Raw genomic sequence first — 24,876 nt, 5'->3', positions numbered from 1 at the left:
CCCGCGTTCGAGACTGGAGGTCAACGCATGCAATTGGCGCTCACCGAGGACGAGCTCGCGTTCCGCGACGAGCTGCGCGCCTTCTACCGAAGTGAAATCCCCGCCGATATCCGCAACCGGAACCGGCACGGGCAGGAACTCACCAAGGACGACATCGTCACCACCCAGCGCATTCTCAATGCGCACAACCTCGCCACGCCGAACTGGCCGGTCGAGTGGGGTGGTCGCGACTGGACGCCCATCCAACGACACCTCTGGCACGACGAGATGCAACTCGCCTCCGTACCGGAACCACTCACCTTCAACGTCAATATGATCGGCCCGGTCATCGCCCACTTCGGCTCCCAGGAGCTGAAGGAGCGCTTCCTGCCCGCCACCGCCGATCTCGACATCTGGTGGTGCCAGGGCTTTTCCGAACCCGAGGCCGGTTCCGACCTGGCCTCGCTGCGCACCACCGCGGTCCGCGACGGCGACAGCTACGTGATCAACGGCCAGAAGACCTGGACCACCGCGGCCCAATCCGCCGACTGGATCTTCTGCCTGGCCCGCACCGATCCCGCCGCACCCAAGAAACAGGCCGGCATCTCCATGCTGCTGTTCCCGCTGGACACCCCCGGCGTCACCGTGCGGCCCATCAAACTCATCGACGGCGGCCACGAGGTCAACGAGGTCTTCCTGGAGAACGTCCGCGTCCCCGCACAGCACCTCGTCGGCCAGGAGAATCAGGGCTGGACCTACGCCAAGTTCCTGCTCGGCAACGAACGCACCGGCATCGCCGCCGTCGGCCAGACCAAGGTCCGGCTCTGGCTCGCCAAGGAACACGCCCGCCAGACCCGGCTCGGCGACCGCACCATGCTCGACGACCCGCTCTTCGCCGCCCGCCTCGCCGACCTCGAGAACGAGCTGCTGGCACTGGAACTCGTGCAACTACGGGTGGCCGCCGGCTCGGCCGACGGCAAACCCAACCCGGCCTCCTCGATCCTCAAACTGCGCGGCACCGAACTGCAGCAGGCCGTCACCGAACTGCTGGTCGACATCGCCGGACCGGATTCCCTTGCCCGCGAAGGCGACACCCCCGACTGGGCGCGCCGCAGTACCGCCACCTACCTGAACTACCGCAAAACATCGATCTACGGAGGATCCAACGAGGTGCAGCGCGGCATCATCGCCTCGACGATCCTCGGATTGTGAGGCAGCACCATGGATTTCGAGCTCACCACCGAACAGAAGCTGCTGCGCGACACCGTGCGTGACGTGCTGAACCGCGGCTACGGCCCCGAACGCCGCGACGGGATCGCCGGCGCCGGCCCGGGCCGGGACCCCAAGATCTGGACCAACCTCGCCGAAATCGGGCTGCTCGGCCTGACTTTCGCCGAAGAGGACGGCGGCATGGGCGCCGGACCCATCGAGGTCATGCTGGTCATGACCGAACTCGGCCGCCGCCTCGCCCCCGAACCGGTCCTCGACTGCGCACTACTGCCGGGCGGCCTCATCACCCGGACCGGCACCGACGCACAGCGCAAGGACCTGCTGCCGGTCATCGCCGCCGGCACGCTGAAACTGGCCTTCGCGCACGGCGAACCCGGCCTGCGCTGGCCCGCCACCGAGACCGGCACCCACGCCGTGCGCCGCGGCGACAACTGGGTTATCACGGGCCGCAAACACCCTGTACCGCACGGTGATTGCGCCGACCTGCTGATCGTCGGCGCCGCCCTTCCGGACGACGGCATCGGACTGTTCCTGGTCAGTCCGGCCGACCCGGGCGTGCAGCGCACCGCCTACACCACCCACGACGGACTGCGCGGCGCGAGCATCGAATTCGACGGCGCGGCAGCCGAACTCCTCGGCGAACCGGTCGACGCCACCGCCGCCGTCTCCGCCGCCCTGACCGCGGCACAGGCCGCGCTGTGCGCCGAAGCCGTCGGCGCCATGGAGGAGGCACTGCGGCTGACCGCCGAATACCTGAAGACCCGCAAACAGTTCGGCGTCCCGCTGCGCACCTTCCAGACCCTCACCCAGCGCGCCGCCGATATGTACGTCGCGCTGGAACTGGCCCGCGGCATGAGCATGTACGCCTCGATGGCACTGGCCGACGGCATCGTGGATCCGGTGGTGGCCTCCCGCGCCAAGCTGCGCGTCGGCCGCTCCGCCCGCCTCATCGGCCAGGAGGCGATCCAGCTGCACGGCGGCATCGGCATGACCGACGAATACCCGGTCGGCCATTACACCGCCCGCCTCACCGCCATCGAGCACACGCTCGGCGACAGCAACGATCACCTGCGCTACCTGGGCGGCAATGTCGGCGACCACCAGATGGTCGAACTCTGAGGAGAAATACCGGCGCGGAACTCGACTGAACAGGGTGCCTCGGATCGCTTGCTGCACGATTGCGAACACCATTACCCGGCTCTTGCCGAACGTCACCTGCCTGCCGCGGTCATGGGGCTGCGCCGGACAGGTCAGTCGCGAGAGGCGTTGTCCGCGAACAACGCTCGCAAGGCGCGGGTGATGGCGCGGGACGCCGCCTGTTGCGACAGGCCGCGCCGATCCATCAGATGATGCCGGAAGGCCCAGCCGGCGGTGGCCTCGATCAGGTCGAGGAGTTCACCGTCGGCTGCCCCGTCCCGGGTCAGCTCCGGTTCGAAGACGCGGGCGAGCGCCTCGCGGATTCGCTTGTCGGTCAACCGCATTCGCGTGTCCACCGCGGGCATGGTGTTCGACTCCATGAGCCCGTACAGGCGCGGATGGCGTTGTGCGGCGAAGATCTCCGCGCTCTGGGCGACCACGGCCGCGATGCGCTCATCCAGCGGTAGCGCCGGATCGACCGTGGCGACCAGGGATTCCACATACTCCGACTGTGCGTCGGTGGCCGCCGCGCTCAGATCGTCGAGTCCGGCGAAGTGCACGAAGACGCTGCGCTCGGAAACCCCCGCGCGGGCCGCGATGTCCTTGGCGGTCGGTATCGCCTGCCGCTCCTTCATGGCGGACAGCAGGGCGTCGACGATCGCCTTGCGGGTCTGTTCGGGGTTGCGCCTGCGGCGGCGCACGGGCGAGTCGTCACTCATGCCTGAATCCGATCACAACGCGTCCCCTCGAGTGCCTTCGGGGCCGAAATATTGCCATGGACTTGCTGGGACATTCATCATATTGCAGTGTAACTGCAATAAACTTTAGGCTGGCACCCACGGCGCCCTCTAGGGCGGGCGCCGTGCGGCACACCGGCCATCACTCGGATGGCGGCCGGCCGAACCGGTACCCCTCATCGCCGGTCGGTCGCGCCTCGCGCCGCGTTCACATCATGGCGGCCCGCGTCAGGGCCGCGGGCCGCCGTGGTGAAAGCCGCTGGAGGGCAAGAAAATCGATGGAATGTCAAGAGTGACGGTTCCTGCACTCCTGGAATGAACACCGCAACCCTGCTCGACCACCTCCGCACCCACGACGCGCCACTGACTCAGCGCCGCGCCGCGGTCAGTGTGACGAGGCGCGAATCGTCTTCCGGCAGGCCCGGTTCCAGCGCCCGCTTCCGCTGCGTGCGCACCGCGGCACTGAACAACTGATACTCCGCCGACGGCACGCACACCTCCCGATACGCCCCCTGTGGCGCGACCCGCCGCCGCGAACCCGGAATCACCATCCCGTGCCGGACCGCCTGCCCCTTCACCTCCTGTGCTCGCACCCAGGCCTGCATGACCTGCGAATCGATGCTCGGCAGGTACTCCACGGCACGATCCCATTCCAGGCCCTCCACCTGCGCGGGATCGGCTACCGCGGTCACGACGACGGCATGCGCCGTCCCGACGGTGACGTCCGCCATGCGGATTTACCCCCTGTCCGTGTCGGGGCATAGCCCGGGGAACATTCAGAATATCTCGAAAAATCTTGCACTACTGAGTGATTCGCTGTTACCGCAGGATAACTGCGGGTTCGGCCCGGCGGTTCGGGTAGGCTGGCAACCGGAGCGCCGATCTGGAACACGACCCGTCTCGACGAAAGTGGGCAGAGCCATGGCCGAATCCACGAGCACCGTGACGCCGTTATCCGACACGGGCGAGGTGCTGCCGCCCCTGCCGCTCGACGCCTGGCGGCCCACCAAGGAAACCCTGCACCGCTTCGCCCAGATCATCGGCAAGGTGGCACTCGCCAAGGGCATCCGCCGCAACCACTGGTGGCATATGACCTACCGGCTCACCGCCCGCGGCTGGACCACCCTCCCGCTCGGCACCGCCACCGACGGACCCGTCTTCACCTGCGCCTTCGACTTCTTCGACCACGTACTGCGACTCTCCACCGACCGCGGCGTCCAGGACGAGATCCCACTGCAGGGCCAATCCGTCGCCACCTTCTACACCGAAGCCATGCGCGGCCTGCGCGACCTCGGCGTGGACGTCACCCTCCCGCACCCCACCCCGTTCGACCTGCCCGACCACGGCCGCCCCTTCGACCGGGACTACGACCACCACACCTACGACGTCGCCGCCGTGCACCGCGCCTTCCGGATCCAGAGCCAGGTGGGCCGCATCCTCGAGGAATTCAGCGCCGGCTACTCCGGCAAGATCAGCTCGGTACAGCTCTTCTGGCACACCTTCGATCTCGCCGTGCAGCGCTTCTCCGATCGCAAGATCGATATGCCCGGCAGTGTGGATCTTGTCACTCGCGAGGCCTACTCCCGCGAAGTCATCAGCGCCGGATTCTGGTTCGGCGACGACCGCATCCCCGAACCCACCTTCTACTCCTACACCGCCCCCGAACCCGCCGGCCTCAACAGCGAGCCGCTGCGGCCTCCCGCAGCTCACTGGGTGCCTTCGGGCTCGGGACACAATGCCTACCTGGCCTACGACACGGCCCGCGACAGCGCCGATCCGGTCGCCACCACCCTCGATTTCTTCCACTCCGCCTACGCCGCCGGGGCGCGCCTGGCCGGCTGGGATGCCCCCGCCCTGGCATGTCCGGGCGGTATAACCGACCCCGTCCTGGAACACCCCGCCGGCCGCTGGCCGGAATAACTACATGCTTCGAATGGTCTCTCCGACATAGTGTGTCGATAGGGAGATGCGGGATGATCGCTTTGGGGAGTGTGCCATGCGCGAGGAGAAGGGGTTCTGATGCGTGAAGAACGCGTGCCGAATCCGACCCTGACCGCCTACCGGGAAACCGCCTTCAGCGCCGGACCCAGCACCCGGGTCGGGCTCATCGGGGCCCTGATCCTGGCCAGCCTGGTCCTGGCCTGGGCCGCCGAACGCGCCCGCAGCGAAGGCAATGACCACGGCTGGTTCGTCGCCGTCTCGATCGCCGGACTCTTCGTCGCCCGCGGGCTCTACCTGCGCCGGCCCATCACCCTGCCGCATCTCACCTTCGCCGCCATGGTGCTGGTGATCGCCAACTTCGGCTACCGCGCCGAACACCCGGTGCTCGGCTTCGTCTTCCTGGCCGCCAGCGGCGCGGTGCTCATGCTGCCGCAGGGCAGCAAGCCCGAACCCGAGGAACTGCCCCGGGTCGCCGAGTTGGTCCGCCGCACGGAGATCGATCCGCTCGCGCCGTTCGCGCTGCACTCGTCCAAGACCTACTTCTTCAATGCCGACGGTTCCGCCGCCATCGCCTACCGCGCCCGCCTCGGCATCGCGGTGGTCTCCGGCGACCCCATCGGTGACAGCAGCCGATTCCCGCAACTGATCACCGACTTCTCGGCCTTCGCCGGCGAACACGGCTGGCGCCTCGCCATCCTCGGCGCCAATCCGGCGCTGGCCCAGCTGTGGCAGCACCGGGCCATCGATCACCGCGGCCTGCGGGCCATTCCGATCGGCCGCGACGTGGTCATCGAGGTCGACGACTTCGACATGGTCGGGCGCAAGTTCCGGAACCTGCGGCAGGCCGTGAGCCGCACCAAGAACTTCGGCGTCACCACCGAGATCGTGCCCGAGGTCGCGCTGCCCGAACCCACCCGCGAAACCCTGCTCGGCATCGTCGACGAATGGGGACACGGCCGCCAGACCCGCGGCTTCTCCATGATCCTGGACCACCTGCTGGACGGCAGGCATCCGGGCATGCTGGTGGTCATGGCGCGCGACGCCGACGGCCGCATCGTCGGATTCCAGCGCTACGGCGTCTCCGGCAACGGCAAGGAACTCAGCCTGGACGTCCCGTGGCGCCGCCGCGACGCCCCCAACGGCCTCGACGAACGCATGATCGTCGACCTCGTCGACTACGCCCGGGACAACGGCATCAAGCGGATCTCGCTGGCCTTCGCCGCCTTCCCGGAACTGTTCGCCGAGAAGGAGCGGTCGCGGACCCTGCAGGTGGTGTATGTGGCGGTGCGACTGGGTGATCCGCTCATCCGGCTGGAATCGCTGTACCGCTTCCTGCGCAAGTTCAATTCCTTCGGACCGCAGCGCTTCGTATTGATCCGCTGGCGCGAGGTGCTCATCGCGGCGCTGGCCCTGCTGACCCTCGAGTTCGTGCCGCACCGGCATCAGAACTGACACCGGCTCCGCGTGGGAGCCGGTGTGGCCTCGGAAACCGATGTGCCTCAGCGCAGGAACTCCACCAGCGCGGCGTGCAGGGCCGGATTCGCGGTCGCCGTCAGGTGATCGCCGGGGACGGTGACACAGCGGCCGTCCGGCAGCGCCTCGGCGAGGCGTTCCGGTTCGGCCGCAAAGGGATCCGCCTCGCCCGCCAGCACCAGCGTGGGAACCTTGATGCCGGACAGGGATTCGATCGGGGCGGCATTGATCCCGGTGGCCACCGCGGCGATCGCTTCCCGATCGGCGCCCAGCGCGTCCGCGAGAATGCGGAACATGCGGCCGGGCATCACCGTATCGGCGGTCTCGCCCTGCATGGCGGTGACGAGTTCCTCGGCCTTGATGGCCCGCCAATCGATACCGCCGCAATCGACCACGCCGCAACCGATGCCACCGACCACCAGGCGCCGCACGCGCTCATCGCTACCCGCGACCAATAGCGAGATGACCCCGCCCATCGAGTAGCCGACCTGCACAACCTGATCCAGCTCCAGATGGTCGTACAGCGCGCTCACGTCCCGGGCCATGCCCTCCCACGAGTAGCGGGCCGGATCGTGCGGCTTCGCCGACCGCCCGTGCCCGCGCGCGTCCAGGGAGATCACCCGATGCCCGGCGCCGCGCAGCGCCGCCACGATGCCGACGCTCATCCAATTGGCATTGGTGTCGGCCACGATGCCGTGCTGCAACACCACCGGGACGCCCTCGCCCGGCCACTCGGTGTAGTTGAGCTCCAGGCCGTCCCACGTGGTGAACTTCGACATTGCGCCGATGCTAGTCAGGGGTTGCGGTCACGGCGAGCCGGATCGTGCTGATTTCAGAGAGTTCTCAGCTGCGCTGGTTCAGCCCATGCGCGCCATGACCGCCCGGGGCAGCAGCGGCATCACGAAACCCAGCACCCGCCACGGCCATTCGGGCACGTTCGCGCGGACCGATTCGCGCTCGATGGCGGCGACCATCGAGTTCACGCCCTTGTCCAGCGGTGTGACCAGCCGGGCGTCCCCCGCGCGGGCGGACATATCGGTGGCGATGAAACCCGGCTGCAGGGTGGTGACCTTGATCGGGGTGCCGCGCAGTTCGATGGCCAGCCCCTCGCCCAGCGCCGACAGGCCCGCCTTGCTGGCCGCGTAGGCGGCCTTCGGACCGGGCAGGCCGCGCACCGCGCTCATGGACGAGACCAGCACCAGATGCCCGGATCGCTGTTCGCGGAAGATGCGCAGCGCGGCCTCGGCCTGGGCCATGGCGCTCACGAAATTGGTGGTGGCGGTGGCGAGATTGGCGTCGGCGCGGCCGGTGCCGAGGCGGGCGCCCTTGCCCAGTCCGGCGTTCACGATCACCCGATCCAGGCCGCCGAGTTCGGCGCGCAGCTCGTCGAAGACCTTCGGCACGGCGTCGTGATCGTTCACGTCCAGTCCGCGCACGGCCACCGTGAGGCCGGGGTGGGCGGCGAGGAGTTCGGCGCGCAGTTCTTCGAGGTTGGTCACGCGTCGCGCGCAGAGGGCGAGATCGCGGCCGCGGGCGGCGAACTCGCGTGCCATGGCCGCGCCCAGGCCGGAGCTCGCGCCCGTAATAAGAATTCTGCGCCTCGTCATGCCGCCACCCTAGCGGCCGCTTGTTTCGGTTAGCCCGCCGAACCGGTATTCGGCTGCGGCGGAACCAAATGCCACGCACCGCAATTCTGCGAACTGAACGCGACATCGGTCGACTTGATCTCGACCGTGATCGGCTTCAGTGCGGTGTTGTCGCTGGCGATGATGTAGTAGTTCGGATCCGGATAGTCGGTGGCGGTCTGCACCTTCCACAATCGCTTCCAGAAACAGGTTCCGGTGGCCGGGTCCGGTGCGCCGTCGCCGACGTAGGTGCCCGGCTGGAGATCGACGTTCACCAGGTAGGTGCCGTCTGCCGTGATATTCGTGGCCGGCTGCGCGGCGGCGATTCCGGATGTGGTCAATGTCAGGACGGAAGCGATGGCTCCCGCGATCACGAGCGCGCCTGCACGCACGGGTGTTCCTCCCTCGGATTTCTGAACCGCACGGATTTCAAATATGTGCGGGTGGGTGATCCCCGAATCTCCCGGGAGGGGTCTATCAGAATCTCCGGTCGGTTTGGGGGAAATCGGAAATATCTGGCGAATGATGCTCTTCTGGGTGCTGGCGCGATATTCAGACATGGGAACACTTCGCTCGCTCCCGGACAGCGCCGGCTGTACCCCCCACTGCGCCCGGCTCTGCACCGAATCCGGCCTGGCCGCGGTCCTCGCCGCGGACAAGGCGCTCCTGCACTGGCGGGCGCAGTCCCGGCTCGGCGATACCGGCCTCGCCGAACACGCCGTCCAGGAAACCCTGCTCCGCGCCTGGCGCGCCTGCGCCACCTACGACCCGGCCCGCGGCAGCGTCCGCACCTGGCTGCTCACCATCGAACGCAATATCCTCACAGATATCGGCCGCTTCCGCGCCGCCCGCCCCGGCGACGCCAGCTGGGACGAGATCACCGAACTCGCCGAATGGCGTTGCGCCCGGCCGGATTTCACCGAATCACTGGCCGACGGACTGCTGGTCGACGAACTGCTCGCGCATCTGCCGCCGCCGCAGCGGGACGCCGTCGTCCAGGTCATCCTGTGCGATCGCGCCTACCAGGATGTGGCCGCCGACCTGGGCGTACCCGTCGGCACCGTGAAAACCCGGGTGCACTATGCGCTCAGATCGCTGCGGCGGCTCCCGATCAGCGCTTGAATGCATGGGGATGAACCTCCGGACCCGCTCACCCGTCCAACAGGCAGCAGCCGACCGCTACGGTCCGCTCCGACAGAGGAGTTACCCGATGACAGAACAATCGCCCGCCCCCGGCGGCCTGCGCCTGGATCGCCGGACCGCGCTCGCCGCCACCGGGGTGGCCGCCACCGCGCTCACCGTGGTGGCCTGCAGCAGCAATTCGAGCGCGCCCGCCGCCGCGTCGGCGAATCCGGCACAGGACAAGAAGCAGGACCCCGCCGACCTGGCCGCCGTATCCGACGTTCCGGTGGGCGGCGGCATCATCGTCGGCGACACCGTGATCACACAGCCCGTCGCCGGCACCTTCGACGGGTTCTCGTCCACCTGCACGCACCTGGGCTGCAAGGTGAACGCCATTGCGGACGGTCTCATCAAATGCCCGTGTCACGGCAGTGAGTACCGGCTGGACGGCACCGTCGCTCAGGGGCCTGCCGCGCGGTCGCTGGATTCGAAGCCCGTGAAGGTGAGCGGTGATCGGATCGTCTCCGGCTAGCGAGTAGCCGCGCCCGGGTAGCGGGCGAGTTTTCCTGTACGGGTGTGAGGCCGCTGCGCCGGGCGGCCCCACACCCGTCGCGTGTCTTGCGGCGTGTTTGCGTGTGTCCTGCGGCGATGCGGCGTGTTTGCGCGTGTCGCGCAAAATACTTATCGGCGTGTCGGCTGGGGATGAAGTCCGGGCGGGGTATGTGGGCGCGTCGTTCCGGTGGGTGCGGGGGAGTACGGGATAGTGGGTCCCCGGTAGTAACTGATGTTGCCAGAGTCAACAACTGAGTTTGGTGTTACTAGTGGGAAGGGAGGGGCGCTCAGCCCCCGAGCGCCGTCCGCTTATGAAACCAAGCATGGTCAAGGCCGGGCTCTACACCGCCGTCACGGCCGCGGCACTCTCCACCGTCGCCGGACTGCTGCCGGCCGTCTCGTCGGCCGCGCCCGCGGCGCCCGAACTGCCCCAGAAACTCGTCGGGAAGACCATCTTCCTCGACCCCGGGCACCAGGGCCCCAACCACAGCCAGGATGTCGCCCGCCCGGTCAGCGACGGCCGCGGCGGCAGCAAGGAATGCCAGACCACCGGCATGACCAGCCTGCACGGCATCGCCGAACACACCATCAACTGGGACGTCGCCCAGCTGGTCCGCACCTCGCTCGAGGGACTCGGCGCGCACGTCGTGCTGAGCCGGCCCGACGACACCGGCTGGGGCGGCTGCATCGACGACCGCGCCCGCGCCGCCAACCAATCCGCCGCCGATGTCGCCGTGAGCATCCACGCCGACAGTGGTCCCGCCGACGGGCGCGGGTTCCACCTCATCGTCCCGCAGCTGCCGGTCCCGGACGCCAAGGCCAACGAGGTCCAGGCCGGCGCCGGGCTCGCCGCCAACAAGGCCATGCGAGACGCCTACGTCCAGGCCGGTTTCCCCGTCGCGAGTTACAACGGCGCGGTCGACGGCCTGCAGACCCGTTCCGACGTCGCCGGTCCCGCCCTCACCGAGGTGCCGGACATCTTCCTCGAAATGGGCAATGGCGCCAATGTCGACGACGCGCAGAGCCTGGAAACCCCCGAAGGCCAGCTCCGCCACGCGGTCACCATCACCACCGGCATCGTGTCCTACCTGCTGGGCGTGCCGGTCCCGGGTGACAACACCGCGAAGGCCTCCGACACCGTCAACGGTGGAAACGGTAGCCCCGCACCGGGTTCGGTGAACCCGGCCGGCGTGGTCGACCCGGCGGGCGCCGGCAAGCCGGGCGAACCGTCCGTCCCCGCGGCGCAGGTCCCCGCGCAGCAGGCGCAGGTTCCCGCACCGGGCCAGGCGCCCGCGCCGCAGTCGCCGGGCGCGCAGAGTCCGGTACCCGGGCAGGTTCCCGCGCAGCAGGCACAGTTGCCCGCGGCGCCGGTGCCCGGAGCATCGGAGCCCGCGGTGCAGTCGCCGGGCGCGCAGGTTCCTGCGCAGCAGGCGCAGTTGCCGGCAGCCCAGGTGCCCGGAGCCCAGTTGCCGGGAGTTCAGGTGCCCGGCGCGGAGGCGCCCGCGCCGCAGTACCCGGGTGCGCAGAGTCCCGTGCCCGGGCAGGTTCCGGCGCAGCCGGCCCAGTTGCCTGCCGCGCAGGCGCCGGGCCAGACCCAGCCGCAGGCCAATCCGGTGCAGCCGCAGGGTAATCCGGCTCAGCCGCAGGCGCAGCCGACCCAGCCGGGGAACGGCACCATCACCTGGGAAGACCTGGAGAAGCAGTTCCTCGACTGGCAGGCCGCGCAGGCGGCCAAGCCGGGCGGGCAGCCGCTGCCCGGGGCGCCGGCCCAGGCGGGCATCAAGCCGGTGGACAGGATTGTGGCGCAACCTGCCTCGGGCGGCCCGCAGTCGATCGCGGCACCGGTACGGCAGTCTCCCGGTTCGCCCACCGGTCCGGGCTATCCGGCGGGATCACCGGCCGCGCCGGGCGCGCAGACCCAACCGGGCGCTCCGACGAGTCCCGGTTCGCCGACCGTCCCTGGAGCCCAGACGAGTCCCGGTAGTCAGACGAGTCCCGGTAGTCAGACCAGCCCCGGCAGTCAGACGAGTCCTGGTAGCCAGACCGGCCCGGGCAGTCAGACCTACCCCGGTGGTCAGGCTCCCTCGACCTCGGACAAGGGTGGCCTGGACGTCGGCACCATGACCACCATGGTGCAGACGGTCATCGGCCTGCTGGCTCCGCTGGCCAAGATGCTCATCGGCCAGACCGGTGCGGGTTCCGATCTGATCAACCTGGCCTACAACCTGGTATCGGTCCTCAGCTCTTCGATGCTGAACTCCACTCTCAAGTAGGGCTCTGAAAACGTAAGGCGCTGAAACAAGCTCGACCGGCACACCACCGAGGGACGCGGACGGCATCCCGCACCGGTGTGCCGGTCGAGTTCGCTTATTCGGCCGTACGCACCGCGTAGTCGCCGAGTGCGGGCTCGAGGAGATCGAATCCGCTTGCGGCACAGCGGGACAGCTCGCGGGCGATCCGCTCGGGGTCCTCGCCCGCGGCGTTCCGCCGGAGGGCCTCACCGAGCACGATGCGCCGGACGGTGTCGAGTTGCGCGGCGGCGATGCGCGGGGTCAGGTCCGCATCGTCCGCGCCCGGATCCACTCCGGCGGTCTCGGCGAGAACCGCGGCCAGGGCGCTCTCCCGCTGTTCGTGAATCTCCCGCAGCCGGGCCGTGAGTGCCGGGCTCTCGCGGACCATCCGGGCGAATTCCGGTCCGGCGAAGCCGAGCGCGGGCTCGCGGCGTTCCAGCCCTTCGAGGCAGGCGCGGCGCAGGGCGTGCAGCGCCGATTCGCCGGCCGGGCGGGCGGCGACGGTGTCGGCGGGACCGGAGATGAGTTCCTCGGCCAGGTCGAAGACCAGGTCTTCCTTGCGGGGGAAGTAGTTCGTGACGGTCATCTTGGCGACGCCGGCGGCGGCCGCGACCTCGGCGATCGTGACCTTGTCGAAGCCGCGTACGAGGAAGAGCCGCGTGGCCGTATCCGCGATCGCGGCGCGGGTTCGCTGCTTGTTGAGTTCACGCACGCTGGTCATGGCTGCACTCTATCGCACTTCATATGTCGAACATAAAAGTTGGTATTGACCTATTCAATAGGTCCGACCTAATCTCTAGTCATGACCACTGCAGTACGCACCCAGACGCCCACCACGACGCCCCTGCCGCCCGGCACCCTCCGTTGGGCCTCGGTGTTGACGCTCGGCCCGATCCTCGCCCTGCTCGACACCACCATCGTGAGCGTCGGAATCGGCTCCATCGCAAAGAGTCTCGGCAGCCCCATGGCCTCCATTCAATGGATCGCCACCGGATATCTGCTGGCCATCGCCCTCGTCATGCCGCTGTCCAGCTGGGCAGCAACCCGATTCGGGGCGAAGCGCATGTGGATGGCCTCGGTGGCCATGTTCATCGCCGGCTCCGCGCTCTGCGGCCTGGCCTGGTCGACCACCAGCCTGATCGTCTTCCGGGTGCTGCAGGGCCTCGGCGGCGGCATGATTCAGCCGATCGGGCAGACGGTGCTGGTCAAAGCCGTAGGAAGGGAACGGCTGGCCAAGGTGATCGGCATGATGCTGATCCCGATCACCTTCGCGCCCGCCGTGGGACCCGTGCTGGGCGGAATCATTCTGAGCGGGCTGGGCTGGCGCTGGATGTTCCTGCTCAATGTGCCGATCGGCATCGTGGCGCTGATCCTGGCCGGCCGCATGGTGCCCGCCGACCGCGATCGTGAGCCTGCCGGGACCGGTGGCAACCGCCTCGATCGGCTCGGATTCGCCTTGCTGGCACCGGGTTTGACGGGTCTGCTGTACGGATTGACCGAGGTTTCCGGCACTGGTGGTTCGCGTTTCGGCCTCCCGGCACTCGTCGCCGGTGCGGTACTGGTCGTCGGATACGGGATCCACGCACTGCGCACCCGGATCACTCCGGTGATCGATCTGCGGCTGTTCGCCGACCGCGGATTCGCTGTGGCAGCGGGCAATTCGTTCCTGCAGGGCGCGGTGCTCTACAGCGCCATGCTGTTGCTGCCGCTGTACTTCCAGCAGGTCCGGCATGTGGACGCGCTGCACACCGGGTGGCTGGTGCTGCCGCAGGCGCTGGCCACGGCGATCGCCGGATTCCTCGCGGGCAAGGTGAGCGATCGCTTCTCGGCGCGTTCGATGATCCTGGCCGGTCTGGGCCTGACGCTGCTCGGCACGGTCGTGTTCACGCAGCTCGGCAATGATCCGGCGGGCTGGCTGATCACCGCGTCGCTGGTGTTGCGCGGCATGGGGATCGGCATCGTGATGGTGCCCGGTATGGCGGCGGTGTACTCCAGTCTGACGCCGCAGCAGTTCGCGCAGGCGGCGGGCACGATCAACGTGCTGAACCGGGTCGGCGGCGCGGTGGGCACCACCGTGGTGCCCCTTATCCTGCAGCACTATCTGGCTGCGCACGCGGGCGCCGCGGGGTTCGGGCTCACCTTCTGGTGGGTGCTGGGTCTGTCCGCGCTGGCGATAGGTCCGGCCCTGCTCTACCCGGGCCGTAAGGCGGAGTGAGGCGCCCCGATCGCGGGGCTTCCGTCCCGAGACCGATATCGAAGGGCCCGACCGGTACCGCCGGTCGGGCCCTGCTCGTATGCCCCGAATTGTCCGGAGCCGGGCAAACTTTTCGCGATCTGCGGCCGTTCGGGCGTGTCCTCCGCCGCCTTCCTGGACAGCGGGGTTGTGCCCGCTAACAGGCGCACGTGCGGACAACCGTGTGTCCGGTGGTTGGCAAGTATTGGGCGCAGGAGTTGCATGAATCCCGGGCCGGGTCAGGCAGGCTGACGAAATCGGCTCGTCGATCGAGGTGGATGTGATGGCGTTCGGTGTGGGCTTGAGTATCGGCACGGTCAATACGGTGTGCGCGACAGCCGCGGACCGATCGGGCAAGAATCCGCCGGGCCGCCGCGGCGCGCCGCCGACCACCTGGCGGACCACCCTCACCTTCGACAGTTCCGGTACCGCGCGCGTCGGCCGGATTCCGCGGCACGGGCGGGTGATCACCGAGTTCGCCGATCTCAGCCACGGCAGTGCGCCGCTCGCGCGGGTCGGTCATCGGGCGCTCACCGGTGCGGATCTGGTGGCGACCGTCGCGTACAGCGTCATCACCGAGGTGCTGGGTAAGGCGCCCGAGGCGGATACCGGTATCGCGGTTACGCATCCGGCCGGCTATCCGGTGAACGTGATGGACGAATTGCGTACCGCGCTGGATCATGTCGGCCTGCCGCAGGCGCAACTGGTGGCCGAGCCGATCGCGGCGGCGACCTGGCTGGCGGCCGAACGTGGCCCGCTCACACCGGGTTTGGCGCTGGTCTACGACCTCGGCGGTTCGGGTTTGAATGTGACCTTGCTGCGGGTGGGTGCGGGTGCGCCGAGCAATCCGATCGTGGGTCAGCCGTTGCATTCGATCGAGTACGGCGGCCGGGCCTTCGGTGATGCGGTGGCGAAGCGATTGCGCCGCACCGGGGGTGCGCAGGTGGTGCCGCGCGGGTTGTCGGACGCGGATTCCGGTGAGTTGCGCAGTGAGCACATTCGCAATTCGCTGGCGCTGGTCTATCGGTGCCTGCGCATTGCCGATGTGACCATGGCGGATGTGGATCGCATCCTGGTGGTCGGGGGTGCGGCGCGGCCGCCCGAGGTGGCCCAGGTGCTGGCGAAGCAGTTGGCGCGGCCGGTGGTGGTGGCCGCGGATCCGGAGCGCACGATCGCGGACGGTGCGGCGATCGCGGCGCGGCAGGCGTTGCTGGATCAGGATCTGTCGGCGCACCGCAATCACTCCCTTACCGGTCTGTTCCGTCGCATCACGAGGGTGGCCGCGCTGTGACGTGGTCACCGGGCTGCGCTCCGCCGTAGTCACGGAATCGGTGCGTGCGGCGATAGACAGACTGTCGGAGGGCAGCGCCCCCGAACCCACTCTCTTCGGGGTTCGGGGGCGCCTTTCGTATATCTCGGTCGGTTACCGGCCGGTTCTGCCCGTTGACGGGCGGTACGGGGTGCTGGCTCGTGCAAGCATGTTGCAAGCAGTTGTTGACGTAACTCCGGTTTGGTGTAACCATTGGACACAGATAAAACGCCACTGACTGGAGGGTGACGACGATGTCTCCGACCTCGACGCCGATCGACGACCCCGTGGTTGCCGAAGCTCAGGAGTACGCCGACAAGCTGCTGCTGCTGTCCGAAGGCTCGGTCAACAAGCACTTCGATCCCTACGAGGACATCGACTGGGACAACCCCGACTTCGATGCCGACTCGCGCCCCGAACGCTGGATTCTCCCCGAATCCGCCGACCCGCTGGGCCGCCACGAGTGGTATCAGTCGCTCCCGGTCGAGAAGCAGATCGAACTCGGCAAATACCGCCAGGCCAATATCGCCAAGGTCGGCCTGCAGTTCGAGTCCATCCTCGTCAGCGGCATGATCAACCACACCTTCTCGCTGCCCAACGGTGACGCGGAATTCCGCTACTGCACCCACGAGATGGCCGAGGAACTCAACCACACCCTGATGTTCCAGGAGATGGTGAACCGCATCGGCGCCGACGTACCCGGCATGGGTCCGCTCGTGCGGCAGCTGCGCTTCCTCGGCGTCCCGATCGCGATCATGTTCCCCAACCTGTTCTTCATGGCCGTGCTCGCCGGCGAGGAGCCGATCGACCACATCCAGAAGCAGATCCTGCGCTCGGGTGAGGAGGTGCACCCGATCATGCGCGGCGTCATGTCGATCCACGTCGCCGAGGAGGCGCGCCACATCTCCTTCGCGCACGAGTTCCTGAAGCACCATGTGCCGGAACAGCAGTTGCCGCAGCGGTTCGTGCTGTCGATCGCCATGCCGATCGTCATGTTCATCCTGGGTCGCTCCATCGCGACGCCGCCGAGGAAGTTCTTCCGCGAGTTCGATATTCCGGAGTCGGTGCGCAAGGAGCTGTTCTACGGCTCGCCCGACGCCAAGAAAGTCTTCAGCGATTACTTCATCGATGTGCGTGCGCTGGCTCAGGAAATCGGCCTGATGAACCCGATCTCCAAGCGCGTGTGGAAGATCCTCGGCATCGACGGCCCGGCCTCGCGCTACCGTTCGGAGCCGATTCGCGCCGCCAAGACCAAGATCGCCTGACGGAAGGGGATTCGTACAGTGCCGTACGTTGTCACCCAGTCCTGCTGCAGTGACGCCTCCTGCGTCTACGCCTGCCCGGTCAACTGCATCCACCCCACGCCGGACGAGCCCGATTTCCTGAGCGCGGAGATGCTCTACGTCGATCCGCAGGCGTGCGTGGACTGCGGAGCCTGTGCCACCGCCTGCCCGGTCGACGCCATCGTGTCGACCAAGAAGCTGACGGACGAGCAGCTGCCGTTCATCGAGATCAATGCCGACTTCTACCGCGCCGAGCGGCCGCGTCCGCTGCTGGCGCAGCCGATTCCGGTGGCGGAGGTCAAGCGCGGGCGGGAGCCGCTGCGGGTGGCGATCGTCGGCTCGGGACCGTCGGCCATGTACGCGGCGGACGAATTGCTCACGCAGCCCGTCGTTTCCGTGACGGTGTTCGATCGGTTGAGCATGCCGTACGGGCTGGCCCGTTTCGGTGTGGCGCCGGATCACACCCGGACGCGTCAGGTGAGCGAGCTGTTCGATGTCATCTCGGCGCAGCCCGGATTCGGGTCGTATCTGAATGTGACTGTGGGCGATCAGATTTCGCATGACGAGCTGCTGGCGGCGCATCACGCGGTGATCTACGCGGTGGGCGCGTCGTCGGATCGGAAGCTCGGCGTCCGCGGTGAGGGTCTGCCCGGCAGCGTCTCCGCCACCGAATTCGTGGCCTGGTACAACGGGCATCCGGATCAGGTGGGCCGGTTCTTCGACCTCTCGCACGAGCGGGCCGTCATCGTCGGCAACGGCAATGTGGCGCTCGACGTGGCGCGGATCCTCACCACCGATCCGGAATTGCTTGCCGGAACGGATGTTTCGCCGCGGGCGCTGGCGGCGTTGCGGCGCAGCCGGATTCGGGAAGTGGTCATTCTGGGCCGTCGCGGTCCCGCGGAATCGGCCTTCACGGTGCCGGAGTTCATCGGCCTGCTGGGCGCGGATGTGGACATCGTGGTGGAAGGCGAGGTGCCCGAACCGGTTCCGGGCATGTCGCAGAAGGTCGAGCACAAGCTGAAGCTGCTGCGCGGGCCGGCCGATCGGCCGACCGGCGGGCGCAAGCGGATCGTGCTGCGGTACCTGACGTCTCCGGTGTCGTTCACCGGTGTGGATCGGGTGACCGGGGTCGAGGTGGTGCGCAATGAGCTCGTCACCGGTGACAACGGTGTGGTGCACGCGGTCGCGACCGAGGATGTGCGGACGCTGCCGGCCGGTCTGGTGCTGACGTCGGTCGGCTATCGCGGAGTGGCGCTGCCGGGGGTGCCGTTCGACGAGCAGACCGGCATCGTGCCGAACTTCGATGGGCGGGTGCTGGAGGAGTCGGGCGGCGCGGTGGTGCCCGGTACGTATGTGACCGGGTGGATCAAGCGGGGGCCGACCGGGTTCATCGGTACCAATAAGTCGTGCGCGCAGCAGACGGTGCGTCAGCTGGTCGATGATTTCAACGCCGGGCGGCTGGCTCAGCCGGCCCGCAGTGCAGGCGATTTCGACCGACTGGTCGGTGCTCGCCAGCCGCAGGTGATCCGCGGCGGCGCCGTCAATCGCACGCGGCGCAGGCTACCGCTACTGGTACGGAGCCGGTAGCGCTACCGGCGGAGGCCGTCGCACGCGAACCCCCTTCCGTGTGCGGCGGCTTTCGTGTGTGTTGTGCGAGTTGTAATGCCACGTTTGCTCGGGACGACATCTCCTGTAGTAGAGCTGAATTCATTGCGAATCACGGACGGCGAGTCTTCCGGGGTGGGGATCTCGAGGGCAGCAACCGACCAGTGATCGACCTTCTGCACTTCTGAACTGACGTTGCGGTTTTATTTTTCGGACACTCGTCGACGACCGGTTGGTATGTATTAGCAATTCGCTGTGCCGTAGCTGCAAAGAAAGACTGTTCGGTTGTTTTTGTCGCGCAGTCGGATTCGATCTTGATGTATTAGTTGCCTGACCAGTAGATTCGCCAACTTCGCTACTGGACGCGAAATCTTTTCTCCCGAATCGATATTCAAGTCCCGCAAACGCCAGCTAACCTGAACGCGCTGTTTGGAAAACGACCGCGACCACATGGTTGGTACGCCTGTGGGGCCGTGGTCTCGGTGCGTTGACGGGATAGCAATGACAGTTGGCTTTGGTATGAGCATCGGCACAGTGAACTCTGTATGGGCGACCTCGGCCGGTGATCGGAACCGGCCTGCCGTGCGTGTCCGGCGCACGGCTGTCACCTTCGACAGCGCCGGCGGTCCGCATATCGGGGGAATTCCCCGATTCGCGCCGGTGGTCACGGATTTCGCCGATCTCACGGCCGAACCCGACCCCGTGGTCATGGGAGGCCGCATCTGGTCGCCCGCGGATCTCATTGCGGCGGTGGTAAATGGGCTTATTGCCGCAAATGCCCCGGAAGCGCCCGCCGTAACCACTTATCCCGCTTGTTATTCGGACAAACACGTCACTCGATTGCGGCGGGCCCTCGACTGGTCCGGCGCCGCGGACGTCACCCTCATGCCCGAGCCCGTCGCCGCCGTCGAATGGCTCGACGCCGAATACGGCATCTCCACCAACGGTTTGACCCTCGTCTACGACCTGGGCGGCAACAGCCTCGACGTCGCCGTGGTGCGCACCGAGGCCGACCGCGACGAACGCGGCATACTCGGTCGCGCCGAACGCTCACACGAGTACGGCGGACGGCCGCTCGGCGCCCTGCTCGCCCGATATGCCCGCAGCCTCGCACCCGATTCGGCGCAGGCGGTATCCGCCGTGGTGCCCGCCGCCGATACGAATCGCCTGCGCACCTGGCATATTCACAACTCGCTACGCTTGGTCCGCTCGTGTGTCCACCGCGCCGGCCTCGCACTCGCCGATATCGACCGGGTGCTGCTCATCGGCGGCGCGTCCCGGCCCGCCGAAGTGGGCAAGGCGCTCGCCGAGCTGGAACGACCGGTCGTCATGTCGCCCGATCCCGCGCACACCGTGGCCGTCGGCGCGGCCATCGCCGCCTACCGCAGCGCCGACACCGGCTCGGCCATCGTCCGATACGCGCCGCGAGCCGCCGTAATCTCCAGCGCGGCAGTGGCTTCCGCGCTGGCCATGTCCGCCGCCACCGTGCTCGGCGGACCCGTCGCCGGACCCTCGGCTCTGCAGGCCAACCCCGAACCGGCCGATGCCGCCGGCGCCGGGGCGGGCATCGGCGCCGGAATCGGCCTGAGCACGGGCGGCGGTGATGTCCTGCTCTACGACGACGGCAATACCGGCGGCACCGGTGTGCGCGCCGTCGCCGCGGTGTCGATGCTCAGCAACTACGGGCCGATCGCACCGACCGTCACCCCGAACTGGTCCTCCGGCCGACCCGTCGCCCCCGTCCACCCGTCCACCGGTCCCACCGACCGATGGGACCGCTGCCCAACCCCTTACGCCAACCCCGCCGAATTCGTGAACCCGATCCCCTTCCAGGTGAACGCCTCCTACCCCTTCACCGCCCTCCCCGGCCAGCTCCCCTCGGTAAGCCTCCCCGGCCTCGCCAACCCGTCCCAACCCGTATCCGCCGCCCCCCAACCCGCTGGAAACGCCCCGGGCGCAACCCAACCCGGCAATCCGGCCGCACCAGCGGGTGGAACCAAGGGTGGAGGCCCCAACGGTGCCGCCGACAACAGCGGCACCACCAACGGCGGAACAGCCAACGGCGGCACCGCAAATGGCGGCACGGCCAACGGCGGAACGGCTTCGGGCGGCGCGACCACCGGCGACCCGGCCAGCTCCACCACGGGTGGCGGCGCGAACCCGGGCGGCAACGCGGCCGGCGGCAATGCCGGAGGCGGAACCGCCCCCGCCGGCGACGCCGGAGGCGCCCCCGCCGGCGGTTCGAATCCCGGCGGAACCACCGGCGGCGGAACAACTTCCGGCGGCAGCACCACCGGCGGTGGCACCACTGATGGTGGTGGCACTGCGAACGGCGGTGGTACCGCGAATGGCGGTGGTACCGCGAACGGCGGTGGTACCGCGAACGGCGGTGGTACCGCGAATGGCGGTGGTACAGCCAATGGTGGTGGCACTGCGAACGGTGGTGGCACTGCCAATGGTGGTGGTACCGCGAATGGTGGTGGTACCGCGAATGGCGGTGGTACTGCGAACGGTGGTGGTACAGCCAATGGTGGCGGCGCTGCGAACGGTGGTGGCACTGCCAATGGTGGCGGCGCTGCGAATGGTGGTGGCACCGGCGGCAATTCCATCGGCGGAGGTGCGGCCAACGGCGGCGCCCCCGCGGGCGGCAAATCTTCTCCTGGCGGCTTCTCCGCCGGCGGCACCTCGGGTGGCGCATCCCACGGTGGCGGATTCGGCGGCAGGGGAGGCGGAGGCGGCGGTCACCGCTAGCCCCGCCACCGGCGCCGGACGTGGTTGCGCGACCCTCCTCCTCGCAACCGCCTCCGGCCCCCGGAGCGGCGACGTGGGTGGGAGCGCGGACCTGCACCCCGCCCCCACCCCGGCGTCGAAATGACCGGCCCACCCTCGCGCCTTTCTCGTGCCCAGCGCGGCGGTGGGCACGGTCATGCCCGCGGTCGGAGCCGGCGGGAAGACGTCATCGCGTTTGATGTGTCATGAATCTGGCGCGCCGGTGCGCGGTTGTACGGCGGTACTGTCGAAATCGGGGTTCGTCGCCCGTGCGGGGATCACCCCTGAGCATCGGAACCGACAGGAGGGCACAGGAAATGGACGCCAGAATCAGAGGCACCACCATGCCGGTGCTCGAGGTTTCGCTCGAGCCGGGGGACAGCTTGATCGCGGAGGCGGGGCAGCTCTCCTGGATGACCGATTCGATCCGATTGCACACCTCCACGCGCGGCGCGGCCGGTGGCGTCTTCGGTGCGGTGCGGCGTGCCTTGGCGGGCGCGGGCCTGTTCATGACCGAGTACACGGCGGCCCGGCAGCCCGGACGGGTCTCGTTCGCGGCCAAACTGCCCGGTCAGATCCTGCCCATGCGGGTCGAGCCCGGTGTCGAGTACATGGTGCATCGCCACGGATTCCTCTGCGGCGCAGGTGATGTCCGCGTCAGCCTGAGTTTCCAGCGGCGGCTCGGCGCCGGGATATTCGGCGGCACCGGCTTCACCCTGCAGAAGATCTCCGGTTCCGGTTATGTCTGGGTCGAGTTGTCCGGCGAGGTCATCCAATACGATCTCGCGCCGGGCGAAACCCTGCGCGTGCACCCCGGTCATGTCGGATTGTTCGATGCCTCGGTGCGATTCGACATCACCATCATGCGCGGTGTCCGCAATGTGCTGTTCGGCGGCGATGGCCTGTTCCTGGCGGCGCTCACCGGCCCGGGCCGAGTGTGGTTGCAGTCCTTGACGATCACGAACCTCGCGCACGCCCTCATCCCGTACCTGCCGGTGGGTGAGAACGAGCCGCCGCAACGCTGACCGTCAGCGCGTGACCTTCCCGGTCAGCTTGCCGCCCTGCGCATTCCGGACAATGCACTGCACCGACCCGTCCTGCGCCCAGTCGGTGCTGGTCTCGGGGCGATACCAGAAGAGTTTGAGATCGTCCCGGTTCAGCTGGTCGAACGGCTGGCTGCACTGTGTTTCGGCGTAGTCGCGCGCCGCCTGGTCGCTGTCGTAGGTGGGCAGGCGGAAGGTGGTGAGCACCTCGCCGTCGTGCGGTTGCGCGCAATCGACCACGGTCGCGCCCTTGATCCGCGTCCCGACCCCGACCCCGTTCACACAGTCCCCGGTCTTCAGATTCCGCAACAAGGTGTACCCGGTCGTCCCCGTGGGATCGGCCGACGGATACACCCCCGAACCGGTACTCGACGAGTGGTCGGTCACCGCCGCGACAACCCCGATCAGTACCCCGAAAACCAGCCACGCCACGGAGATCACCATCCCCGCAATGGCCAGCCCCCGCCCCTGCTGCCCCCGCTGCTTGATCTGCGACAGCGCTACGAACCCGAACGGCAAGGCCAGCAAGCACATACCGAGCAGACCGGTAATGAACGCCGCGATCGCGAACCCATTGGTGGTGCCCTGCGGCGGCTGCTGCATCGGATACCCGGGCGCCCCGCCCATCGGCGGATACCACCCCGGCGGCTGACTCCCCGGCCACGCCTGCGGCTGACCCGGTTGCCCACTGGGCCACGCGGGCTGCGCGGGTGTCTGGCCCGGCGACTGGCCACCAGGCCATGCGGGCGGCTGATTCGGATCCATGTATTCCCCCTGGTGTCGTACCCGGCAGGGTCGGTCGGACTGCGATACGGCCTGCTGAGCGTATCCGCTCGAAGATCATCAAGGGGTTTGTGCGCGGGCCGCGCCCGGCGTGCCGCGCTAGCGGACCGGCGCCAGCAGGTCGGGCAGTTCGAGGATGCTGTCCACCACGGTCGCGCGGGCCGCATCGGGGTGTTCCGAGCCCAGATAGCCCCAGGGCCCGCGCCGAATCAGGATGGGCAGCATGCCCGCCGCCCGCGCGGTCAGCACGTCATTGTCGACCCGATCCCCGACATAAGCGATCTCGGCGGCCCCCACCCCCGCGACCTCCACGACCTTGTCGAAGAACGCCGGATCCGGCTTCTCCAGCCCCCATTCGGCCGAGGTGTAGATGGCATCGACCGGCAGCCCCATCCGCTCCAGCGCCGACTTGGCCTGCGGCGGTTGATTTCCCGCGATGATCACGCCGAGCCCCCGCCCCCGCAACTCCGCCAGCCCACCCCGCACATCCGGATAGAGATCATCCCCATCGAAGTTGTTCCGCAAACTCCCCGGCTCCTCCGCCGCCCAAGCCCGATCCTCGGCCGCCAGATCCAACCCCGGCCGCACCAGCCCGAACGCCTCCGTCAACGGCCGCCCGGCCCCCGCCATCCCCCCGATGACCCCGAGCAACGCAAACCGAGGCACCCCGATCCGATCGGCCCACCGGCACCAGATCCGAGTCTCATCAACCAGCGTCTCCCCCACATCGAACACCACAACCTTGATCACCACCCCACCCTATCCACCCACCCCCACCCCCCACCCAACCCCGAGTGGCACATGAGGAACGCCGCCATCGGCGTGTCGCGTACCTCAGGTGCCACTCGGCGAATGGCAGCGGTCAGGCCGACAAGCTGAGGGTTGTGCTGACGGCGGTGTGATAGCGGTCCAGGGCGATATCGGTCAATGCCGGGTGGGGGCCCAGTGCGTCGGCATGCACCACGTCCGGCGTCGTTGCGATCAGGCGATCGGTCAGGAGTCCGGGCGCAAGGAACCAGGGTGCGACAAGCACTTCCTCTGCACCACGTGCCCGTAGCCGTGCTACTGCTTCGGCAACTGTGGGTTCGGTTGTGGCAAAGCAGATTTCGGTCTTCCACCCGGTGAGCGCCGTGAGTCGCCGCGCTACCTCGGCGGTACGGGCATTGGCCGCCGCGGAAGAGGAGCCGACCGCCGCTACGGCAATGCCGAGCGACCGGGACGACTCCGGCATCGCTCCCGGAGCACCGCCGTTTCGGTTCGCCGAGGCGATGAGCGATGCGGGCGGGAGGGTCTGCACACCGGCTCGGGCGGTGTGGATGCGGTCGCGAAGGGCGTTGATGAGGCGCGCATCGGTACCCAGGACATCGGCCTGGGTCAGGTGCAAGCGCGGATGGCGGGTGTGGGCCGCGTCGAGCAGGCCCGGTAGGTCCACGCGGGCGTGGAAGGCGCTGCCCAGCAGTAGGGGAACTACCACCGCGTGCGAATGTCCTTCGGCGGCAATGGCATCCATCACCTGATCGACCGGTGGTGCGCTCAGGTCCAGGAAGGCGAGGCGGACATCCAGGTCCGGTCGCGCCGCGGCGATCTGCTCGACCACCGCGTGCATCGTTGCCGCCGATCGTGGGTCGCGGCTGCCGTGGGCTACCGCGAGCAATGCCGGTGTGCTGCCGGCGGATCGGCGTGCGATCTGTCCACCGCCGGTGCCGGTCGGGAAACTCTGCGGTGCAGGGGATCCGGGGTGGGGCGTGGGGCGGCCCGGCAGGG

The 24,876-nt window shown here is 68.2% G+C and carries 22 protein-coding genes; 13 read left to right on the top strand and 9 right to left on the bottom strand.

The window, feature by feature from the left end:
* Nucleotides 1-27: 27 nt before the first annotated feature.
* On the top strand, nucleotides 28-1,191 hold the full coding sequence (locus ACIP5Y_RS11050; protein WP_400349610.1) for an acyl-CoA dehydrogenase family protein: 1,164 nt from the start codon (nucleotides 28-30) through the stop codon (nucleotides 1,189-1,191).
* Nucleotides 1,192-1,200: 9 nt separating this feature from the next.
* Nucleotides 1,201-2,328: an acyl-CoA dehydrogenase family protein gene (locus ACIP5Y_RS11045; protein ID WP_400349609.1), complete on the top strand. Its 1,128-nt coding sequence runs from the start codon at nucleotides 1,201-1,203 to the stop codon at nucleotides 2,326-2,328.
* 131 nt (nucleotides 2,329-2,459) lie between these two features.
* Here the strand turns inward: ACIP5Y_RS11045 and ACIP5Y_RS11040 are convergent, their stop codons facing one another.
* Together ACIP5Y_RS11040 and ACIP5Y_RS11035 are read right to left on the bottom strand one after the other, a co-directional pair.
* Complete coding sequence (locus ACIP5Y_RS11040) at nucleotides 2,460-3,065, bottom strand: TetR/AcrR family transcriptional regulator (protein ID WP_400349608.1); 606 nt, start codon at nucleotides 3,063-3,065, stop codon at nucleotides 2,460-2,462.
* 386 nt (nucleotides 3,066-3,451) lie between these two features.
* Nucleotides 3,452-3,814 (bottom strand): hypothetical protein, encoded by a 363-nt coding sequence (locus tag ACIP5Y_RS11035; protein ID WP_400349607.1) that lies wholly within the window; start codon nucleotides 3,812-3,814, stop codon nucleotides 3,452-3,454.
* Nucleotides 3,815-4,004: 190 nt separating this feature from the next.
* Between ACIP5Y_RS11035 and ACIP5Y_RS11030 the strand changes: the two genes are divergently transcribed.
* Together ACIP5Y_RS11030 and ACIP5Y_RS11025 are read left to right on the top strand one after the other, a co-directional pair.
* Complete coding sequence (locus tag ACIP5Y_RS11030; RefSeq protein ID WP_400349606.1) at nucleotides 4,005-5,003, top strand: DUF5996 family protein; 999 nt, start codon at nucleotides 4,005-4,007, stop codon at nucleotides 5,001-5,003.
* A gap of 99 nt (nucleotides 5,004-5,102) precedes the next feature.
* Nucleotides 5,103-6,476, top strand: a complete 1,374-nt coding sequence (locus tag ACIP5Y_RS11025; protein WP_400349605.1) for a bifunctional lysylphosphatidylglycerol flippase/synthetase MprF — start codon at nucleotides 5,103-5,105, stop codon at nucleotides 6,474-6,476.
* Nucleotides 6,477-6,523: 47 nt separating this feature from the next.
* Here the strand turns inward: ACIP5Y_RS11025 and ACIP5Y_RS11020 are convergent, their stop codons facing one another.
* The 3 genes from ACIP5Y_RS11020 to ACIP5Y_RS11010 form a co-directional block, all read right to left on the bottom strand.
* On the bottom strand, nucleotides 6,524-7,276 hold the full coding sequence (locus ACIP5Y_RS11020; RefSeq protein WP_400349604.1) for an alpha/beta fold hydrolase: 753 nt from the start codon (nucleotides 7,274-7,276) through the stop codon (nucleotides 6,524-6,526).
* A 78-nt stretch (nucleotides 7,277-7,354) separates the two neighbouring features.
* On the bottom strand, nucleotides 7,355-8,104 hold the full coding sequence (locus tag ACIP5Y_RS11015) for an SDR family oxidoreductase (protein WP_400349603.1): 750 nt from the start codon (nucleotides 8,102-8,104) through the stop codon (nucleotides 7,355-7,357).
* 29 nt (nucleotides 8,105-8,133) lie between these two features.
* Nucleotides 8,134-8,514, bottom strand: coding sequence for a hypothetical protein (locus tag ACIP5Y_RS11010; protein ID WP_400349602.1), 381 nt, complete (start codon nucleotides 8,512-8,514; stop codon nucleotides 8,134-8,136).
* Nucleotides 8,515-8,680: 166 nt separating this feature from the next.
* On the opposite strand from ACIP5Y_RS11010, the gene ACIP5Y_RS11005 reads away from it, so the two are divergent.
* The 3 genes from ACIP5Y_RS11005 to ACIP5Y_RS10995 all read left to right on the top strand — a co-directional run bounded on the left by ACIP5Y_RS11005 (nucleotide 8,681) and on the right by ACIP5Y_RS10995 (nucleotide 12,069).
* Complete coding sequence (locus tag ACIP5Y_RS11005) at nucleotides 8,681-9,244, top strand: sigma-70 family RNA polymerase sigma factor (protein WP_400349601.1); 564 nt, start codon at nucleotides 8,681-8,683, stop codon at nucleotides 9,242-9,244.
* 88 nt (nucleotides 9,245-9,332) lie between these two features.
* The gene (locus ACIP5Y_RS11000) at nucleotides 9,333-9,776 is read left to right on the top strand and encodes a ubiquinol-cytochrome c reductase iron-sulfur subunit (protein WP_400349600.1); all 444 of its coding nucleotides are present in this window, start codon (nucleotides 9,333-9,335) and stop codon (nucleotides 9,774-9,776) included.
* 343 nt (nucleotides 9,777-10,119) lie between these two features.
* Entirely contained in the window at nucleotides 10,120-12,069 is a 1,950-nt protein-coding gene (locus tag ACIP5Y_RS10995) for an N-acetylmuramoyl-L-alanine amidase (RefSeq protein ID WP_400349599.1), read from the top strand.
* Between the two features lie 94 nt (nucleotides 12,070-12,163).
* Here the strand turns inward: ACIP5Y_RS10995 and ACIP5Y_RS10990 are convergent, their stop codons facing one another.
* Entirely contained in the window at nucleotides 12,164-12,808 is a 645-nt protein-coding gene (locus ACIP5Y_RS10990) for a TetR/AcrR family transcriptional regulator (RefSeq protein ID WP_400349598.1), read from the bottom strand.
* Nucleotides 12,809-12,889: 81 nt separating this feature from the next.
* On the opposite strand from ACIP5Y_RS10990, the gene ACIP5Y_RS10985 reads away from it, so the two are divergent.
* The 6 genes from ACIP5Y_RS10985 to ACIP5Y_RS10960 all read left to right on the top strand — a co-directional run bounded on the left by ACIP5Y_RS10985 (nucleotide 12,890) and on the right by ACIP5Y_RS10960 (nucleotide 22,311).
* A complete protein-coding gene (locus ACIP5Y_RS10985) occupies nucleotides 12,890-14,302 on the top strand; it encodes an MDR family MFS transporter (protein ID WP_400349597.1) in 1,413 nt (470 codons plus the stop codon).
* 301 nt (nucleotides 14,303-14,603) lie between these two features.
* Nucleotides 14,604-15,611, top strand: coding sequence for an Hsp70 family protein (locus tag ACIP5Y_RS10980; RefSeq protein ID WP_400349596.1), 1,008 nt, complete (start codon nucleotides 14,604-14,606; stop codon nucleotides 15,609-15,611).
* 272 nt (nucleotides 15,612-15,883) lie between these two features.
* Nucleotides 15,884-16,894: a diiron oxygenase gene (locus ACIP5Y_RS10975; protein ID WP_400349595.1), complete on the top strand. Its 1,011-nt coding sequence runs from the start codon at nucleotides 15,884-15,886 to the stop codon at nucleotides 16,892-16,894.
* 18 nt (nucleotides 16,895-16,912) lie between these two features.
* Nucleotides 16,913-18,499 carry an FAD-dependent oxidoreductase gene (locus tag ACIP5Y_RS10970; protein ID WP_400349594.1) on the top strand — a complete coding sequence of 529 codons (1,587 nt, stop codon included), beginning with the start codon at nucleotides 16,913-16,915 and terminating at the stop codon, nucleotides 18,497-18,499.
* 552 nt (nucleotides 18,500-19,051) lie between these two features.
* A complete protein-coding gene (locus ACIP5Y_RS10965) occupies nucleotides 19,052-21,268 on the top strand; it encodes an Hsp70 family protein (protein WP_400349593.1) in 2,217 nt (738 codons plus the stop codon).
* A gap of 335 nt (nucleotides 21,269-21,603) precedes the next feature.
* Entirely contained in the window at nucleotides 21,604-22,311 is a 708-nt protein-coding gene (locus tag ACIP5Y_RS10960; protein WP_400349592.1) for a TIGR00266 family protein, read from the top strand.
* A gap of 3 nt (nucleotides 22,312-22,314) precedes the next feature.
* Here the strand turns inward: ACIP5Y_RS10960 and ACIP5Y_RS10955 are convergent, their stop codons facing one another.
* The 3 genes from ACIP5Y_RS10955 to ACIP5Y_RS10945 all read right to left on the bottom strand — a co-directional run bounded on the left by ACIP5Y_RS10955 (nucleotide 22,315) and on the right by ACIP5Y_RS10945 (nucleotide 24,718).
* Complete coding sequence (locus ACIP5Y_RS10955) at nucleotides 22,315-23,094, bottom strand: DUF4190 domain-containing protein (protein WP_400349591.1); 780 nt, start codon at nucleotides 23,092-23,094, stop codon at nucleotides 22,315-22,317.
* Between the two features lie 117 nt (nucleotides 23,095-23,211).
* On the bottom strand, nucleotides 23,212-23,862 hold the full coding sequence (locus ACIP5Y_RS10950; RefSeq protein ID WP_400349590.1) for an HAD family hydrolase: 651 nt from the start codon (nucleotides 23,860-23,862) through the stop codon (nucleotides 23,212-23,214).
* A gap of 112 nt (nucleotides 23,863-23,974) precedes the next feature.
* A complete protein-coding gene (locus tag ACIP5Y_RS10945; RefSeq protein ID WP_400351235.1) occupies nucleotides 23,975-24,718 on the bottom strand; it encodes a sirohydrochlorin chelatase in 744 nt (247 codons plus the stop codon).
* Nucleotides 24,719-24,876 lie beyond the last annotated feature (158 nt).

Origin of the sequence: Nocardia sp. NPDC088792 (assembly GCF_044750615.1) — a bacterium.
In the GTDB taxonomy this organism is placed as follows: Bacteria; Actinomycetota; Actinomycetes; order Mycobacteriales; family Mycobacteriaceae; genus Nocardia.
Note: the sequence above shows the minus strand (reverse complement) of the source record. Positions and strands in the feature narration are given on the sequence as shown.